This is a genomic window from Arenibacter nanhaiticus, from assembly GCF_900141935.1.
GTDB classification, from domain to species: domain Bacteria; phylum Bacteroidota; class Bacteroidia; order Flavobacteriales; family Flavobacteriaceae; genus Arenibacter; species Arenibacter nanhaiticus.
Map to the genome: position 1 here is coordinate 71,950 of NZ_FQYX01000016.1, position 18,348 is coordinate 90,297.

At 40.9% G+C, this 18,348-nt stretch carries 17 protein-coding genes; 7 read left to right on the forward strand and 10 right to left on the reverse strand.

All coding sequences use genetic code 11. The annotated features are described in order from the left end of the window. The first annotated feature begins 134 nt into the window (after window positions 1–134). Window positions 135–1,871, forward strand: coding sequence for an ABC transporter ATP-binding protein (locus BUA16_RS10915; RefSeq protein WP_072764786.1), 1,737 nt, complete (start codon window positions 135–137; stop codon window positions 1,869–1,871). 285 nt (window positions 1,872–2,156) lie between these two features. Here the strand turns inward: BUA16_RS10915 and BUA16_RS10920 are convergent, their stop codons facing one another. The 9 genes from BUA16_RS10920 to BUA16_RS10960 all read right to left on the reverse strand — a co-directional run bounded on the left by BUA16_RS10920 (window position 2,157) and on the right by BUA16_RS10960 (window position 9,039). Further along, entirely contained in the window at window positions 2,157–2,486 is a 330-nt protein-coding gene (locus BUA16_RS10920) for a 2Fe-2S iron-sulfur cluster-binding family protein (RefSeq protein WP_072764787.1), read from the reverse strand. Between the two features lie 111 nt (window positions 2,487–2,597). After that, window positions 2,598–3,656 (reverse strand): NAD(P)/FAD-dependent oxidoreductase, encoded by a 1,059-nt coding sequence (locus BUA16_RS10925; RefSeq protein WP_072764788.1) that lies wholly within the window; start codon window positions 3,654–3,656, stop codon window positions 2,598–2,600. 73 nt (window positions 3,657–3,729) lie between these two features. Then, window positions 3,730–3,969: a NifU family protein gene (locus BUA16_RS10930; protein WP_072764789.1), complete on the reverse strand. Its 240-nt coding sequence runs from the start codon at window positions 3,967–3,969 to the stop codon at window positions 3,730–3,732. Between the two features lie 2 nt (window positions 3,970–3,971). Then, a complete protein-coding gene (locus BUA16_RS10935; protein ID WP_072764790.1) occupies window positions 3,972–5,114 on the reverse strand; it encodes an Mrp/NBP35 family ATP-binding protein in 1,143 nt (380 codons plus the stop codon). Window positions 5,115–5,360: 246 nt separating this feature from the next. Further along, on the reverse strand, window positions 5,361–5,708 hold the full coding sequence (locus tag BUA16_RS10940; RefSeq protein ID WP_072764791.1) for an MGMT family protein: 348 nt from the start codon (window positions 5,706–5,708) through the stop codon (window positions 5,361–5,363). Continuing rightward, complete coding sequence (locus BUA16_RS10945; protein WP_072764792.1) at window positions 5,708–6,337, reverse strand: LysE family transporter; 630 nt, start codon at window positions 6,335–6,337, stop codon at window positions 5,708–5,710. The genes BUA16_RS10940 and BUA16_RS10945 overlap by 1 nt, the downstream gene beginning before the upstream one ends. A 3-nt stretch (window positions 6,338–6,340) precedes the next feature. After that, complete coding sequence (gene trmB, locus BUA16_RS10950; RefSeq protein ID WP_072764793.1) at window positions 6,341–7,012, reverse strand: tRNA (guanosine(46)-N7)-methyltransferase TrmB; 672 nt, start codon at window positions 7,010–7,012, stop codon at window positions 6,341–6,343. Between the two features lie 285 nt (window positions 7,013–7,297). Beyond that, window positions 7,298–8,353, reverse strand: a complete 1,056-nt coding sequence (locus tag BUA16_RS10955; protein WP_072764794.1) for a sensor histidine kinase — start codon at window positions 8,351–8,353, stop codon at window positions 7,298–7,300. Further along, entirely contained in the window at window positions 8,353–9,039 is a 687-nt protein-coding gene (locus BUA16_RS10960; protein ID WP_072764795.1) for a response regulator transcription factor, read from the reverse strand. Before BUA16_RS10960 ends, BUA16_RS10955 begins: the two co-directional genes overlap by 1 nt. A gap of 291 nt (window positions 9,040–9,330) precedes the next feature. Here BUA16_RS10960 and BUA16_RS10965 point away from each other — a divergent pair, with 291 nt between their 5' ends. The 6 genes from BUA16_RS10965 (at window position 9,331) to BUA16_RS10990 (ending at window position 17,660) form a co-directional block, all read left to right on the forward strand. Continuing rightward, the gene (locus BUA16_RS10965) at window positions 9,331–12,159 is read left to right on the forward strand and encodes a TonB-dependent receptor (protein WP_072764796.1); all 2,829 of its coding nucleotides are present in this window, start codon (window positions 9,331–9,333) and stop codon (window positions 12,157–12,159) included. A 95-nt stretch (window positions 12,160–12,254) separates the two neighbouring features. Continuing rightward, the gene (locus BUA16_RS18665; RefSeq protein WP_072764797.1) at window positions 12,255–14,468 is read left to right on the forward strand and encodes a hypothetical protein; all 2,214 of its coding nucleotides are present in this window, start codon (window positions 12,255–12,257) and stop codon (window positions 14,466–14,468) included. Window positions 14,469–14,652: 184 nt separating this feature from the next. Beyond that, entirely contained in the window at window positions 14,653–14,964 is a 312-nt protein-coding gene (locus BUA16_RS10975) for a T9SS type A sorting domain-containing protein (RefSeq protein WP_072764798.1), read from the forward strand. Between the two features lie 176 nt (window positions 14,965–15,140). Next, entirely contained in the window at window positions 15,141–15,458 is a 318-nt protein-coding gene (locus BUA16_RS10980) for a T9SS type A sorting domain-containing protein (RefSeq protein WP_072764799.1), read from the forward strand. A 194-nt stretch (window positions 15,459–15,652) separates the two neighbouring features. After that, window positions 15,653–16,630, forward strand: a complete 978-nt coding sequence (locus BUA16_RS10985) for a LuxE/PaaK family acyltransferase (RefSeq protein WP_072764800.1) — start codon at window positions 15,653–15,655, stop codon at window positions 16,628–16,630. Between the two features lie 478 nt (window positions 16,631–17,108). After that, window positions 17,109–17,660: a cupin domain-containing protein gene (locus BUA16_RS10990; protein WP_072764801.1), complete on the forward strand. Its 552-nt coding sequence runs from the start codon at window positions 17,109–17,111 to the stop codon at window positions 17,658–17,660. A 375-nt stretch (window positions 17,661–18,035) separates the two neighbouring features. Here the strand turns inward: BUA16_RS10990 and BUA16_RS10995 are convergent. Next, window positions 18,036–18,348: transposase (locus BUA16_RS10995; RefSeq protein WP_245795553.1), on the reverse strand; the 313-nt coding region annotated here is incomplete at its 5' end.

The following is an 18,348-nucleotide window of genomic DNA, read 5'->3' on the forward strand; positions in this document are numbered from 1 at the left end:
AATGAAATGAGCACGACTGAAAACTGGCCACAACTAGGAATTTAGCCATGCGAATTACATCTACAATTATAGCATGGAAACCGTCTTCTTATTGTTTATTTTTATCATTTTTAAAAAATCATTCTACACCCTATATGTCCACTAAAAAAGTAAATATCCTAACGGCCTTTAAAACTATTATTTGGCCTAGAAGAAATCTTGTATTCCTAGGCCTTTTATTAATTGTCATCAGTAAGGCGGCGAGTTTTGTCGCTCCCTTATCCATAAAATACCTAATGGACGATGTGATCCCCAACAAGGACCTAAGCCTGTTAAAATGGTTGGTATTGGGCGTTGGGATCGCCATCTTGGTACAGGCAGTTACTTCCTTTTTATTGACAAAAATTCTCAGTGTACAAGCACAGTTTTTAATCTCTGAATTAAGGGCTCAGGTACAGAAAAAAATATTGACCCTTCCCATTCGTTTTTTCGACAATACCAAATCCGGGGCCTTAGTTTCCCGGATCATGACCGATGTAGAAGGTGTCAGAAACCTAATCGGTACCGGTTTGGTGCAATTGGTAGGGGGCTCTATAACGGCCGTGGTCTCATTAATACTGTTACTTCAGATAAGTCCGTCCATGACCTTATTTACCTTGGCCCCATTGGCCATTTTTGCCCTGATAGCCTTAAAGGCCTTCAAAAAAATCAGGCCTATTTTTAGAAATAGGGGAAAAATAAATGCAGAAGTCACCGGTAGGTTAACGGAAACCTTGGGAGGTATTCGGGTCATTAAAGGGTTTAATGCCGAACCCCAGGAACACAAGGTTTTTGAAGATGGCGTGGAACGGCTTTTTCAAAATGTAAAAAAGAGCCTGACCGCCACAGCTTTTATGACCAGTTCCTCTACCTTTCTTTTGGGCGTCGCTACCACCGGGATAATGGGTATAGGCGGCTATAAGATTATGGTCGATGAAATTACCATTGGTGAATTCCTGACCTTTACTTTTTTACTGGGATTAATGGTCGCCCCTATTGTTCAGATGAGCAATATAGGCAGTCAACTTACCGAAGCGCTGGCCGGATTGGATCGTACCGAAGAATTAATGAACATGACCAGTGAGGCCAATGAGGAGGAAAGAACCGTTGTTTTAAAAGATATAGCGGGAAATATTGCTTTTAACAATGTTTCCTTTGCCTATGAAGAAGATAAGGAGGTACTTCACAATATCAGTTTTGAGGTCGAATCCGGAAAAGTGGTAGCCCTGGTAGGCAGCTCCGGTTCTGGAAAATCTACCATTGCTGGTTTAGCGGCTACCTTTATCAACCCACAGTCCGGAACAATCACCATAGATAACCACAATATTGCCGAGGTAAACCTCAATAGTTACCGCCAGCATTTAGGGGTGGTACTACAGGACGAGTTTTTATTTGAAGGCACTATCAGGGAAAACATCCTATTTCCAAGACCCAATGCTTCGGAAGAAGCGGTTCGGAAGGCGGTTAAAGCGGCCTATGTAGACGAATTTACCGATAGGTTCGAAAAGGGGCTGGACACCCTTATAGGAGAACGCGGGGTTAAACTTTCGGGCGGACAAAGGCAACGGATTGCGATTGCCAGAGCGGTTTTGGCCAATCCTAAAATTTTGATCCTCGACGAGGCCACCTCCAATCTGGACACGGAAAGCGAGGCTTTGATACAGAAGAGTTTGGCTGCCCTGACCAAGGGGAGAACCACTTTTGTTATTGCCCACCGATTGAGCACCATTAGAAATGCCGATCAGATTTTGGTGATCGAAAATGGCCGTATCGCAGAACAGGGCACCCACGATGAATTAATAGGGAAAGAAGGCAGGTATTACAATCTATTTACTTATCAGGCCAGAATTTAATGGCCGGCATATAAACGCCTCTTTTTTAATAATCATTGGGGCGTTCCCTCCTTCGTCGGTCGGGCTCTTGGCTATATCCCTTGCCCTGCTGCGGGGATGCCGCCGCCATCCCTAACGCATTATAAGGTACGATTGATACGAGCAGTTCGCATGGAAAATTCCGATGACAAGAAATTTTTATGGACGCCATATATATTCCAGTATCCATAACAACAAAAAGACCTGTACAGTTAGTATCCGTACAGGTCTTTTTTGATATCCCTATATAGTAGAAGGCGTCTTGACTTAGCTCTCTGGAGCCAGTTCAACTTCTAGCCCTTCTAAATCTTCCGTCATATGAATTTGACATCCTAGACGGCTATTATCCTTTACGTTAAAAGCTTCGGCCAACATGGCGTCTTCATCGTCGGACATTGGAGGCAATTCGTGTTCTGAAGCAACATAACACTGGCATGAGGCACACATGGCCATTCCGCCACAAATACCAATAGTACCCTCTGGCGCCAATTCGTAGGAGCGTACTATTTCCATCAGGTTCATATTCATATCAGTTGGTGCATCTACCTCATGAACAATTCCTTCCCTGTCCGTAATTTTAATCTTTATATCTGACATCTGTTATAGAATATTATCTAGTTGCTGTTATTCGGCGTCAAATTTAATGGGTTTTAGCATAGCCCCCACAGATTTATACGCTCTTTTAACAACTTAGAAAAATTTGTGATTTTAATCTATTGCCTTTACAATGGCCTTAGGAGCTTCTTTTTTGCTGCCATCGAAGCCCGATATTCCCCCAACGGTAGTATATTTCATCACATATTTCTTTTCTGGATATATGCGCTGATAGGCACTCTGGCACATTAAAGTAGCCTCGTGAAAACCACAAAGGATAAGTTTTAATTTCCCTGGATATGTGTTTACATCCCCAATAGCATAGATTCCTGGAATATTGGTCTGGTAATCGAACGTATCGACTTTAATTGCGTTTTTTTCAATTTCCAATCCCCAATCCCCTATAGGGCCCAACTTTGGAGACAGCCCAAACAAAGGAATAAAATGGTCTACTTCCTTCATAATTTCTTCGGCATTATCCCCAGATTTCTGAATGACGACACCCTCCAATTTTTCGGCACCTAAAACGCCTACGACTTCGGCAGGGGTTACTAATTTTATTTTACCAAGATTCTTTAAATTCTGAACTTTTTCCACAGAATCCAAAGCACCTCTAAATTCGTTTCTTCGATGTACCAAAGTCACTTCCGAAGCTATATCGGCCAAGAAAATACTCCAATCCAGGGCAGAGTCTCCTCCTCCTGCGATCAGTACTTTTTTATCGCGGTACATTTCGGGGTCTTTTATAAAATACTCAATCCCCTTGTCTTCGAAGGCCTTAATATTATCGATCAATGGTTTTCTAGGCTCAAAACTACCTAGTCCACCGGCTATGGCCACTACAGGGGCATGGTGTTTAGTCCCTTTGTTCGTAGTCACTATAAAGGTTCCATCCTCGAGTTTTTCTATGGTATTGGCACGTTCTCCCAAGGTAAATCCGGGCTGAAAAGGCTTTATTTGTTCCATCAGGTTATTGACCAAATCGCCTGCCAGTACTTCCGGAAATCCGGGAATATCATAGATAGGTTTTTTGGGATAAATTTCGGAACACTGCCCTCCTGCCTGCGGCAATGCGTCGATAAGATGACATTTTAACTGCAACAATCCGGCTTCAAAAACGGTAAAAAGTCCTGTTGGACCCGCGCCTATAATAAGTATATCTGTTTTAATCATGGAAAAGTGTGCTTAAAAAAGAGGCTAAACTAATATGGAAATAACCTCTTTTTTATGATTTTCATCAGGTTTTTTAGCTAACATTTATCACCTCTTGAATTTGAGGGGCATATTTTTTAATAGTCATCTCCACGCCGCTTTTTAAGGTCATCTGATTCACACTACAACCTACGCAAGCCCCTTCCAATTTTACCTTTACCGAAGATTCATTATCGATAGAAATCAGGGAAATGTCTCCGCCGTCACTTTGCAAAAAAGGCCTGATTTCTTCCAAAGCCTTTTCCACATTTTTTCTAAGTTCTACTGCTGTCATAATTACTTCTTATTTACGGCCGAACAACCCGCCATGGTGGTTATTTTTATAGCCTCGGTTGGGGGTAAATGTTCATTTCTCCCCACTACTTCCTGAACCACTTTTTTAGTGATTTCCTCAAAGGATCTTTCGATTGGGGTGGCGGTCTGTAGTGCCGCAGGACGACCTACATCTCCAGCTTCGCGGATACTTTGTACCAATGGAATTTCTCCCAAAAACGGCACCTTTAAGTCCTCGGCCAAATGTTTGGCACCTTCCTTCCCGAAAATATAGTATTTATTGTTTGGCAACTCTTCTGGCGTAAAATAGGCCATATTCTCTATGATTCCTAAAACAGGAACGTTGATGGAATCTTGTTGAAACATAGCAACTCCTTTACGGGCATCGGCTAAAGCTACCTCTTGCGGGGTACTTACAACCACTGCTCCTGTAATAGGAAGGGATTGCATAATGCTCAAATGAATATCACCGGTTCCCGGAGGTAAGTCCAATAACATAAAGTCTAGCTCTCCCCAATGGGCATCAAAGATCATTTGATTAAGAGCCTTGGCAGCCATCGGGCCTCTCCATATTACGGCCTGACCTGGTTGTGTAAAGAATCCGATCGACAAAATTTTAACCCCATAGTTCTCAACAGGTTTCATTTTAGACTTTCCCTCTATGTTCACTGCCAATGGTTTTTCTTGGGCCACATCGAACATAATAGGCATAGATGGCCCATAAATATCGGCATCCAACAAGCCTACTTTAAAGCCCATTTTTGATAGGGATACCGCCAAGTTTGCGGTTACGGTAGATTTCCCTACTCCTCCTTTTCCGGAGGCTACCGCAATAATATTTTTTATCCCTGGTACCGGTTTTCCTTTAATCTCGTTCACCTTTGGCTTAGCGGCCGGGGCATCAACTTTTACGTTCACGGTAATTTTTGCCTTCTCGTACACTTCGGCATGGATTACCTTTAATATTTCTACTTCGGTTTTCTTCCGTGCCTGTAAACTAGGGTTATTGATGGTAATATCTACAACTACCTCATCCCCAAAAACTACAACATTCTTTACAGCGCCACTTTCTACCATATTTTGTCCCTCTCCAGGAACAGTTATGTTTTCTAAAGCTTTAAGTATTTCTTTCTTGTCTAATTTCATCCTAAACCGTTCTTATTCAGCTTTTATTAAAACTGATTCTAAATTACAAAGATAAGGCTTAGGAACGAGATTAGGAAAGGTTAGGATTGAAAACGAACATGGCACAATAAAGATCCTTTATGCCGGTTAATTGAAGACTATTAAAGCTACATTACAACCTTAAAAACCACTACACGGCTCCTCCTTTTCTCTCGGCCTAGGAAATAATTTTGGCCTATGGCCTTTATAAAGGACATATATGGAAACTTACTCTCGGTGTTGGTCCAAGGCTTTGGCAGGATCCCAAAAATATTTTTCAAATGCTATTATTTGATCTTCCTCCACTATTATTCCTTCATTTTCTAGTAGTTGCTGCATAAGATTGGTTCCAGAAAAATGATGTTTTCCGGTTAGCAGCCCCACACGGTTTACGACCCTATGGGCAGGAATATCGGGCATGCTATGTGCGTTGTTCATTGCCCATCCTACCATTCGGGCACTTCTGGCAGCCCCCAAATATTTTGCAATGGCCCCATAGGAGGTCACCCTACCGTAGGGAATTTGCCGTACCACTTGGTACACCTTTTGAAAAAAATGTTGGTTTTCGGTCTTCATCACGTATAAAAGATCCGGATCAAGGTAATGATCAGAAGCACTAACATAAGCGCACTGATGATATAATTGGAGTTTTTGGAAAACTTGCTGCTTTTGGTTTCCAATTTATTAAAATAAACCGTGTACAAATACAGCACGGCAAAGGTACCACATCCTGCAGCCATGACAAAGGTGGCTATATCCCTGAACTGAAATTTTATCCATCCTGAGGCATTCCACATGGCATTGAGGCCACTGTAATAAGGAATAGTAAGCAGGTTCACTGAAGCTAACAATACCCCTTTGAAAAAGCTATTCTTTTTACTAACCTTTTTAGGTTTTTGGAGTCCCTTCGTTTTTTTCTTGGCCTTCACAAAAAAGTAAATGGCAAAAAAACCAAAAACGACGAGGGCTATTTTTAACAACAGATCTATAACATGCGGATTGTTGTACAAGTATTTGGATATCATTACGGCGATATAGGCCTGGACAACGATGGTACCAGATACGCCAAGGCAATATATTATTCCGTTTACCTTACCCTTTTCTACACTTATTTTTGCGGCATTCATGTTTAACAATCCCGGGGGAACCGTTGCCATAAAAGCTGCAGAAAAGGTAGCAAAGAAAAGGGTAATTAAATGCTCCATACCTTATGAAACTCGAAATTTAATATAGGTAATAGGCTTCCCTTTTTCTAGGTATTGTTTTTCATAAAAAGTTTGTATTCCCAATACTTCTTTGGGACTTCCTTCGTTTTTATACACATCGTGATTCGCATAAATGACCTCCAAGCCCTTGCCATGCAATAGTCCTAAGGTATAGCCGTGCATAAATTCGCTATCGGTCTTTAAATTTACCACACCGTCTTGGTTCAGGATCAATTTGTATTTTTCCAAAAAGCTCTCGTTCGTCAACCTGTGTTTGGTACGTTTGTATTTTATTTGAGGATCTGGAAAGGTTATCCAGATTTCGGACACTTCATTTTCGGCAAACAACTTGTCTATCAACTCTATTTGAGTCCTTAAAAAGGCGACATTATCTATATTATCTTCGATCGCACTTTTTGCTCCCCTCCAAAAACGGGCGCCTTTAATATCTACGCCGATGTAGTTTTTGCTATTGTCCCACTTGGCCAAACCAACGGTATACTCACCTTTTCCACATCCTAATTCTAATACAATGGGGTTGTCATTACCGAAATATTCGCTCCATTTTCCTTTCATAGAAAATTTACCTTCGGCAATCTCTTCCCTAGTTGGCTGAATTACATTTTTGAAGGTTTCGTTCTCCCTGAACCTCTTAAGTTTATTTTTACTTCCCACGGGTAAGTTAATTTTATGAATCTGCAAAGCTAAGGAAATCTTAGGTGGTTTTTTATTTTGTTCCTTTACTCTTGTTGCATATTCCTTAAGAATCTTAGCCGTCCTATTAAAATAAGCCCCAACAAAGCCTTATTTTCCTTAGTCCCTAGAACAAAACAGATCGAGCTAACAAAAAATATTTCGAAGTAATCTGCAAACCTATTCTTAAACCACCCTTAAATTTAAGTCATGCCCTCGGGACAGCGCTACAAAGAAACCAAGGGAGCATATATGGAATTTGGTTAGCTAAGACTTATTATCGGGCACCCTTTCCAGGGTGAACGAAAATTCGGAACCTATACCCTCTACACTCTCGACATAGATTTTTTCGCCATGGCCTTCTATAATATGTTTCACTATAGAGAGTCCAAGTCCAGAGCCACCTTCGGTTCTACTTCCACTTTTATCGACTCTGTAAAACCTTTCGAATATTCTGGCCAAGTTCCCTTTAGAAATCCCTTCCCCATTATCGGTTACCCTGACGATTACCTTATTTTTAATGAGGTTCTCTACGCCTACTTCCGTAGTGCCGTTTTTATGGCCGTATTTTATAGAATTCACCAAGAGATTGGTGACTACTTGCTGAATTTTATCCTTGTCTCCCCGTACCATGATGGGCATCTCGTAATCCATATCGAAGGACAAAGAAATGTCCTTCTTGGCTGCTTTCATTTCCAAAAGATCGAACACGCTTTGTATCAATTCTATGATATCAAAGTTTTGCAGTTCTAGGTGCAGGTCGCCCACCTCCAATTTGGTAATAAGGTCAAGGTCCTTTACAATATAAATCAGGCGCTCTACCCCTTTATTGGCGCGTTGAAGATATTTTTTACGTATGTTCTTGTCTTCCATGGCCCCGTCTAATAAGGTTAAAATATAGCCTTGTACGGTAAATAGGGGTGTTTTTAGCTCATGGGAGACATTCCCCAAGAAGTCTTTTCGGTACTCTTCCCTAATTTTAAGGGTGTCTACTTCAATTTTCTTATCCTTGGCAAACTTTTCGATCTCGTTGGTCAGGGTACGCATATCGGTTGTAATGGTCCTTTCCGCTATTGGTGAAGATTGTAACAGGGACACATCGTTGTAGATCCGTTCTATTCTCTTATAAATAAATCTCTCAACCCTTTTCTGGATGATCAATAGGGAAATTAAAAAGGAGAATAGCGCAAACACTATCCATATAAACCAATCTATATAATCTTGCAGGTAAAAAAGCAGCCCTAAGAGTGCGGAGAGCACCATAGAAATTAGGCCTGCGGAACGCATGGCAAACCGATATGATTTTTTAATTCTGGTGGCCATTATAAAACAAACTTATAGCCGACTCCTTTCACGGTTTTAAAATTCTCGTCCCCTATTTTTTCTCTCAGCTTTCGAATATGAACATCTATGGTCCTACCGCCAACGACTACTTCATTGCCCCATACTTTATCGAGAATTACTTCGCGTTTAAAGACCTTGTTAGGCTTAGAAGTCAATAATGCCAATAATTCAAATTCCTTGCGCGGCAATATAATTTCCTCGCCCTGATTTATTATTTTGTATTCTTCCCTATTGATAATAATATCGCCTACTTTAACAATATCCTCGGTTTCTGCTTGGTCTTCTTTTAACCTTCTCAGCAATGATTTTACCTTACTCACCAATACCTTTGGCTTTATAGGTTTGGTAATATAATCATCGGCCCCTGCATCAAAACCGGCCATTTGCGAATAATCCTCGCCCCTAGCGGTTAAAAAGGCAATAATGGTATTTTCTAAACCGGGTGTTTTTCTAATAATACCACAGGTCTCAATGCCATCCATTTCTGGCATCATAACATCCAAAATTATCAAATGCGGATTTTTCTTTTTAGCTTTTGCTACTGCTTCCAAACCATCCTTAGCGGTAAACACCTCATAACCTTCGGCGATTAAATTATAGCTAACGATCTCTAAAATGTCTGGTTCGTCATCGACCAAAAGTATTTTAATATCCTTTTTTTTCATTTTCTAATTTTTATGCTTATTCCTCGATCTATTCTTTTAGACCGTTTAATTAATAAAGTGGCCGTACAATGGTCTGGCCCTACTTGTAAGGATTAATTAACCCCCATTTTACTGCCGAAAGGTATTGAATTTCGCGTCAAAAGTAAAGATAATACTATTACACCAAACCTCTTAACAATCATTTAATATCGTAACATTAACATAACATTCCTCGAACAAACACTTAACCCGTAGGTAACATCGCTTTTACAGTACCCCTCGTTCTTTGCACAAAATCTAAAACCAGATTTAATGAAATATCTTTTAAGTTTATGTTTAGTAATTGTTAGTTTTCAATTACATGCCCAAGACCACGGGAGTATTGCCGGCACTTTAACAGATAAGGAATATAATAATGAGCCCTTGGCATTTGCCAATGTAATTATTAAGGGCTCCTCTACAGGGACTACTACTAATTTTGATGGATTATATGCCATAGACAACCTAGCGCCTGGAAAATACCAATTATCCTTTAGTTACTTAGGCTACCAAACGGTAGAGGTAAATGATGTGGAAGTAATTTCGGGCAAGGTTACCACCATCAACATACCCATGTCAGCTAGTGAAGGAATGTCCTTAGACGAAGTGGTTGTTACCACGGTTGCCAGAAGAGATTCTGAAAATGCCCTATTATTGGACCAAAAGAAGGCTGTTTCCCTAAAAACGGCGATCGGAGCCCAGGAATTGGCCAGAAAAGGCGTTGGCGATGTTGCGACAGCTGTAACCAAGACCACTGGAATCTCTAAACAAGAAGGTTCTGGAGGCGTTTTTGTAAGGGGTCTCGGAGATCGTTACAACAATACCACCCTTAATGGTTTGCCCTTACCATCGAACAACCCGTCTAGAAAAAACATTGACCTTGAAATTTTTTCTACCGATATTGTAGAATTCATAGGGATAGATAAGACCTATAGCACCAACAATTACGGGGATTTTGCCGGTGCCAATATCGATATAGCCTCCAAGAATTATGTCGGTAGTGGATTTTTGGAATTGGGACTTGCAGCAGGAGCAAATTCCGAAGCAGCAGCATCCTCGAAGTTTTATTTGAACCAGGGACCTAATTACAGTGGTTTTTATACCAAGAATTACCCTGCATTTCCTCTAAACAATTACAATTTTACTAGCAGCTGGGATCGTACATCAGCTCCGGCACCAATCAATGCCAGCCTATCTATTAAAGGAGGAGATTCTTTTTCTATCGGTGAAGATAGCCGATTAAACTTTTTTGCGGTGGCCTCGTTTGACAATGGGTACCAGCTTAAGGAAGGAATAAACAGAGGCGGAGTAACAGTTTCTGGGCTAAGTCGAAAAGATTTGGATTTTATTTCCTACGAGTACGCCACCAATACTACCCTTATGGGGAATGTCGGTTTTAAAACAGCAGCCACTAACCTTAAGTTCAACACGCTATACATCAACACTTCTAACCAGAAACAACAAGAGTACTATGGTGTTATCGATGCCTTTGATTATGCTCCAGAAGGCGGTGCTTTTCTTCAGAGAGCTACTTTTGAAAGAACAGCTTTATTGGTCAACCAGCTTTTGGGAGACCATAAACTGCAAGATAACATAGACCTTAATTGGGGCGTATCCTATAATACGGTAGACAATAACATTCCCAACAGAAGACAAATAACACTTACCCCGGACGATTGGGATAGCCCAGAAGGCCCAAAATCTTTTCAACAGACCTTGAATACATCGGACAACCACCGCTTTTATCAAACCCTAACCGAGAATGAATTGGCGGCCAATATCGCTACCAGTTTCAAATTCAACAAAAACGAGGAAGACGATACTTATGGCGGAAAACTGACCTTGGGGTATAGCGGAAGATTAAAAACCACCGATTTTGAAGCCACCCAATTCAATTTTAGGATCACAAAAAGAGATGCTAATGGACGTCTGATAGACCAGCCGATTGTAGAAAACATGTACGATATGGACGCCTATTTTAACCAAGACAACCTTGCTAAAGGATTATTCTCTATAGAAACCTTTAGAGGAAATGCCAATAACCCTATTGCTTTGGCGCCACAGACCTATGATGGAAACCAGGATATCCACGCCGGCTTTATTTCTGGGGAGTACAAATTTTCTACAAAATTTACCGTGATTGCCGGCCTTAGGGGCGAGCAAATAAACCAAACCATCTCTTGGAGTACTTCTTTGGATCCTAGTGGGGATACCAGCACCTTCGATGCTTTTGAAATATTGCCGATGCTGTCCTTAAAATACGAACTAAACGAGAAACAAAACTTAAAATTTGCAGCGAGTAAAACCTATACCTTGCCCCAGTTCAAAGAACGTGCTTTATTTCAGTTCGAGGAAGTGACCACTACCTACCGGGGGAATCCGTCGCTATACGCTTCTACGGACTATAACCTTGACCTTAAATGGGAGTTGTTCCCAAAATCGGACGAACTTATTTCTTTGGGGGTATTTGCAAAATACATACAAAACCCCATCAACGATATTAACATAAACTCTGCCACCAACGACCTTAGCTATGTAAATACGGGAGACCATGCCTTTGCCGGGGGTGCTGAATTTGAGCTCCGAAAGAACATCTTTGAAAAGGAAAAAGACGCAGGGGATTATTTTTTAAGGAGCAACCTAAGCTTTGGCTTTAACGCCTCCTATATGTACTCTAACCAGAAATTAGACGCCGAAAAGGTAATCAGGGAAACTACCGAAGCAGGCTTTCCTTTAAGCGTCGATTTTAGTGTTGACGAGGACAAACTTACGGGAGCTTCGGATTTATTGTTCAATGCCGATGTAAGCTATTTTTCAGAATATGCCCAAAACAAGAATTTACAAGCTACCCTTGCCTATAACTATTTTTCGGATCGGATTTTTGCCCTGGGAACGGAAGGAAAGGGAAACCTAGTGGAGAAAGGTATGGGAAGCTTAGATTTCATTGTAAAGACCAAATTAAACCAAAACCTCAGTTTGGGCCTTTCTGCCAAGAACCTTTTAAATCCGGCTATGGAAAGAATACAGGAAACCCAAGAGGTCACCGTATTGTCGTACAAAAAAGGAAGCTCTGTTAAGTTATCCTTAAGCTACAACTTTTAAAGCGCGTATAAATCACCCAGAGATAATCCTTCGATAATCTTTAGTTAATACACCTATCGTTAATTCGCATCGTAACTAATTCAAAGTAAAAAAAGATGAAAAAGAACTATTTAAAATTATTGACGCTAGCGGCCACAACGGCCTTAGTTATGTCTTGTTCAAAAGATGACGGCCCTGCGAGTACCGCCAACGACGGAATTCAAAATGGCGATGAAACCGGCATAGATTGTGGCGGTTCTACAGGAGTTGTTTGTTCTCAGAACAACGTTCTTAGCGGAAAATTAAGCAATGATATTACCTTAGATCCTAGTATAGAATACTCTTTGACCGGGGCTTTAATCATAGAAGACCAAGGATCCTTGACTATTCCTGCCGGAACCGTAATCAAGGCTACTGGGAGCACCAGTTCTTACATAGCCGTGGCTCAGGGAGGAAAGATTTTCATCAACGGTACGGCCGACAACCCAGTAGTAATGACCTCTGGGGCTGCTAATCCTACTGCAGGTGATTGGGGCGGATTGGTCGTTTGTGGAAAAGCACCGACGAATCTTGGCGCTACAGCAACATCGGAAGTGGGCGACCTTACTTATGGTGGCACCCTTGCCAATGACAATTCTGGTTCCATTCGTTATTTAAGGATAGAATATACAGGAGCTACTTTTAACAGCTCTAAAGAATTTAACGGCCTTTCATTGTTTGGGGTTGGTTCTGGAACTACCGTAGAATATGTACAGTCTTACAACGGTGGTGATGACGGAATCGAATTCTTCGGAGGTACTGTAAACGGAAGGTATTTAGTGTCTACCAATAGTGGTGACGACTCTATTGATTTCGCCGATGGATGGACAGGTACCGGGGAATTCTGGTATATTTCTGGAGGTGCCAAAGCAGGTATCGAAGGATCTAATAATGGTGATAACGGAAATGCCACTCCGGTAACCCAAGCGACTTTAAAAAATATTTCCATCGTAGGTCCTGTGACCGAAGGAGCTCTTTATTACAAAGAAGGTGGTGGATCTTTTAACCTAGACAATGTATACATCTCTGGCGTAGATTTGGGCGTGAAGGTAAAAAGTACAGATGCCGAGGCAGCGGCAAGAATTGAAGCCAATGCCCTTACGATGACCAATGTTCAGTTTTCTAATGTAGCCGAAGGTTTTGCCTATACCGACTACAATGGTAGTAACCAAAACTTTATCCAAGAAGGAAGTGCCATAGGTGCCGGTAATGGTGCTGCCGCGCCAGATTGGACCGCAGGTTGGACAAGAGGTTTGGATAACAGCGGGACGACTACAGAAAAATTAAATGGGGAAGTTAGCGGAAATGTAACTTTAGACGCCAGTATCGCCTATGAATTAACAGGGGCCTATGTGGTAAAAGATGGCGGAAAATTAACCATCCCTGCCGGAACAACCATAAAAGCTACGGGCGGGACAAGTGCCTATATTGCCGTGGCCCAAGGGGGACAAATATTTATAAACGGTAGCGCTTCTAAGCCAGTAGTAATGACTTCTGGTGCTGCTATCCCTGCTGCAGGTGATTGGGGAGGACTGGTACTTTGCGGAAAAGCCCCGACAAATGTTGGCGCTACTGCTACCTCCGAGGTAGCCGACCTTACTTATGGTGGTACTCTTGTAGATGATTCCTCTGGAAGTATCGAGTACTTAAGAGTAGAATATACCGGTGCTACCTTTAACAGTTCCAAGGAATTTAACGGCGTATCCTTATTTGGCGTAGGTGCTGGTACTACCTTCCAATATGTACAGTCTTATAACGGTGGCGATGATGGCATCGAATTTTTTGGCGGAACCGTAAACGGAAAGTATTTAGTGTCTGTGAACAGTGGGGACGATTCTATTGATTTTGCGGACGGATGGGCTGGAAATGGTGATTTCTGGTATATTGCCGGAGGGGCAAAAGCAGGTATCGAAGGCTCTAACAATGGAGATAACGGTGCTGCTACCCCAATGACCACAACTACTTTAAGCAATATTTCTATCGTAGGACCTGTAACCGAAGGAGCCTTATATTTTAAAGAAGGTGGCGGGAAATTTACCATTGACAATTTATATACCCATGGTGTTAATCTTGGGGTAAAGGTTAAGAGTACGGATACCCATGCCGCAGCAAGGATTGAAGCGAATGATTTAAAGATCACCAATGTCCAATTTGACGCTCCAGCAACTGGGTTGACCAAGACCGATTACAGCGGTGACAACCAAGCTTTCTTTACCGAAGGAACCACAAGTGGTGCCGGTAATGGTGCCGATGCTCCAGATTGGGCTGCCGGTTGGACCGTAGGCCTATAAAACCACCTTTAAAACCAACTTTTTCAGAACGCCCTGCCCTAGCAGGGCGTTCTTGTTTTTAACAAACATCCCAGCTTAATTTGCATTTCATCGAATATAACGATCCAATCTTAAAAGAAGTGCAACGTCCTGCATCAAATTTTATTACATTAGTAGCGTAATCTTTTTTTTTGATATAGATTCAATGAAGCAACTCTACTTGATTTTAGCCCTTTTTTTTGTTTCCCTTTCCTACGGACAAGCTCCTAAGGAAAAAACTGGGGACATTGAGGGATTTAAATTATACCCTAACCCGGTAACCAATGGCAGAGTAACGATCACAACTACTTTAAACGCTCCGAAAACCATCCATATTTTTGATATTTTTGGCTCTCAAATTCTTGAAACCACCATTATAGGAACAGAACTTAATGTGAATGATTTGGTTGCTGGGGTCTATATTTTAAGAGTCACTGAAAAAAACAAAACAATTTCCAGAAAATTGATCGTCAAATAATTGTTCTTTTTGATCTATTTTTTGGGCTTTAGGTTCCTATTATCTTTCCTTTAAATCGCTAAAATAGAGTAGAAAAAGCGCTACATATACAAAATCGGTTCGTTTACAACATTTTGAAATGCTCATTTTTTACTTTAATTATCTTTAGCATAAGAACCTGATAATAAAGATTCCTTATGACTAAATTCTACACTTTCTTGCTTTTGGTATTCTCCTTAACCGCTGCGGCCCAAGAATTTCCCAAAACCAATTCTTCGACCAATGTAGATTCCTTAAAACTATATCCGAACCCAGCCTATGACGATACCGTGCATCTTACTACTAAGAAGAACGATGCAAAAGCTATTGTAGTATATGATATTTTTGGAACGGAGGTTTTAAGGGACAGGATCACATCGACCTCCTTAAATATATCCAACCTATCGCCAGGGGTTTATATATTACAAGTGACCGAGAACAAAATAAAGATGACCCGAAAATTAGTAGTAAAATAAAGGATTCCTTCTGCCAAAACAGCTGTTGATCTACCATAAGGAAAATTTCATAAAAGCCACTTCCTTCTATCTCTATTTTGTTTGTGCTTCCCAACTCCCCAAACACATTCCCTTATAAACTTCCACCAAGAAATCGATTTTTTTAGATACGGCAAGCGGCTTATATTATTACTTTTGCCACAGCAAAACAGCTTATGGATCCCAATAGTATTTTTCATTTATCAAGCACATCGGAATTTGATGCTTTGACCTTAGAGGTCTTTAAATTTCAATATCGGCATAATTTGGTATACCGAGAATTTTGCAATCACTTGGGAAAAACTCCAGACAATACCACAATTGTTAAAGACATCCCCTTTTTACCCATTGAGTTTTTTAAATCTAAAAAGGTAATTACTGGCACTGAAAAACACCAAGCAATATTTACTAGTAGTGGTACTACCGGCAGTGAGGTAAGCAAACACTTTGTCCAAGATATTTCTCTTTACGAAAAAAGTTATTTAAACGCTTTTAAGCTCTTCTATGGCGATATAGAGGAATATTGCGTTTTGGCACTTCTGCCCTCTTATTTAGAAAGGGAAGGTTCTTCCTTGATATATATGGCCGAGGATTTGATTGGGAAAAGCAAGCATCCGGATAGTGGTTTTTATTTGAACAATATTGAGCAGCTAAGAGAAACCTTAAAACTCCTAAACCAACAAAACACCAAGATACTTCTCCTTGGCGTATCTTTTGCCTTATTGGATATGGCGGAAGAGGCCCCTATGGCATTACAAAACACCATTGTTATGGAAACCGGGGGAATGAAGGGACGCAAGAAAGAAATGATTCGGGAAGAACTGCATGCGCTTTTAAAAAAAGGGTTTGGAGTTCCCTACATCCATTCTGAATACGGTATGACGGAACTACTGTCCCAAGCCTATTCTAAAGGAGACGGACGTTTTTTTGCTCCTAATTGGATGAAAGTCCTGATTAGGGAAACCGAAGACCCTTTATCCTTACAAGAACCCGGAAAAACTGGCGGTGTCAATATCATTGACCTGGCCAACCTCTATTCTTGCTCCTTTATTGCCACCCAAGATTTAGGAAAAACACATGCTGATGGCAGTTTTGAAATCTTAGGTAGGTTCGATCATTCTGATGTTCGTGGCTGTAACCTTATGTTGCTATAACTCCCTTTTAAATACGCTATTGAAGCCCTTTTAAATTAGGCTTTCACCACCGTGATTAGCGGTACTTCCCTGATCCGGTTACTGGTATTCATTATTACCTATATACTTTAATCGGAACATTCTACAAGTTTTAGTCCGCTAAATTTAACTTTTTGAAGTACAATCTTATAAATGGGTTGTCTCTACCGAAAAGCCTTGGCATACGACTAGTTTTACAGCCTTTTTTACCATTGATAAGCAATTAGCTGTCAATTATAAAATGGTTTCCTTTCACAGCCCTAAATTCATTAATTTAAACCATATTATTATTGAAAAAAGCTTTTTTTTGCTCCTGAATGCATCCAGTATTTTGTGTCGGAGCAAACCTCCCCAAAAAAATACTTTTTAAGAAGTTGCCTCCCCTGCGACGACCATATCTAGACCTAGGCTGCTTTGGCCTACTTTCTGAATTTTTTTCTATTAATTAAATCAGTTCGATATGAAAAGATCAGCTTTCCTAAAATCAACGGTCCTATTGAGTACTTGTACCCTGGGCACAACATTATTGGCCAAGGGCGTTAGAAGAAAAACAACGGCCCTTCCTAATCCTACTGACTTGGAGCCAAAGATCATTCGCAATGAGGAAGGCAAAAAGGTCAATGTTATAGGCGATGAAATGACCTTTAAACTAACCGGAAAGGACACTAACAATCAATTTACACTTATTGAGGAACACAACGAGCCAGGGGTTATGATACCGCTTCATGTACACACCAATGAGGACGAAATATTTAAAGTACTGGAAGGCGAATTAGAACTTACCGTGGGTGGAAACACAACTGTATTAAAGGCGGGCGATTTAGCCTTCGGCCCTAGGAACGTTCCTCATTCATGGAAGGTCATAGGGACCACCAAGGCCCGGGTAATATTGAGTGTTTTTCCTTCTGGCATTGAACATATGTTCGAAGATCTGGGGCAATTACCTCCTGGCCCACCAGATTTGGAAAAGGTTGGTGCCATCTGTGGCAAATATGGAGTTTCCTTTGTTTGATCTTTTCAAAAATCGCCCAATTGAACAAATAATTTTTTCAAAATGATCCGTAGAATCAATGTTTAAATTAAAAAGTATTCTGCGTTAGGGACTGCGGCGGCATCCCCGCAGCAAGGCAAGGGATATAGCCAAAGGCCCGCCCGACGAAGGAGGGAACGCCCAAAACATTTACCATAAACTGTGAACAATTAACCATTAGCCAAAAATAATGACCAGGACAGGGCAACGCTAACCGGGGACGTATACACCTCTTATGTCCGAGGAAACCATGGATCATGACCAATTGTTGTGTTTATGCAAAAATTGTGGTTAATCTATAAAGGAAGAATTCTACATTTTTCACCCCTCTGAACGGATCATGACCAATTGTTGTGTTTATGCAAAAATTGTGGTTAATCTGTAAAGGAAGAATTCTACATTTTTCACTCCTCTGAACTGTGCCCTGAACGCTTTAATTTTTGCATTGAATGATTCTGCCGAGGCATTCGTACTTTTATTTATAAAATAGTTCAGGATAGTTCTGTAATTAACGCTGATACTGTTAGCCACTGTTTGGAAGCTTTTAAAGCCCGAAGCCTCTACGTCCTTGTGCCAATGTGCCAGTTTGGTATATGCCGTTTGTATAGTAGTGGCTGTATTGAATATGTTCCTGAGCCCTTGTACTAGGTCGAAGGCTACCTTTATGTCG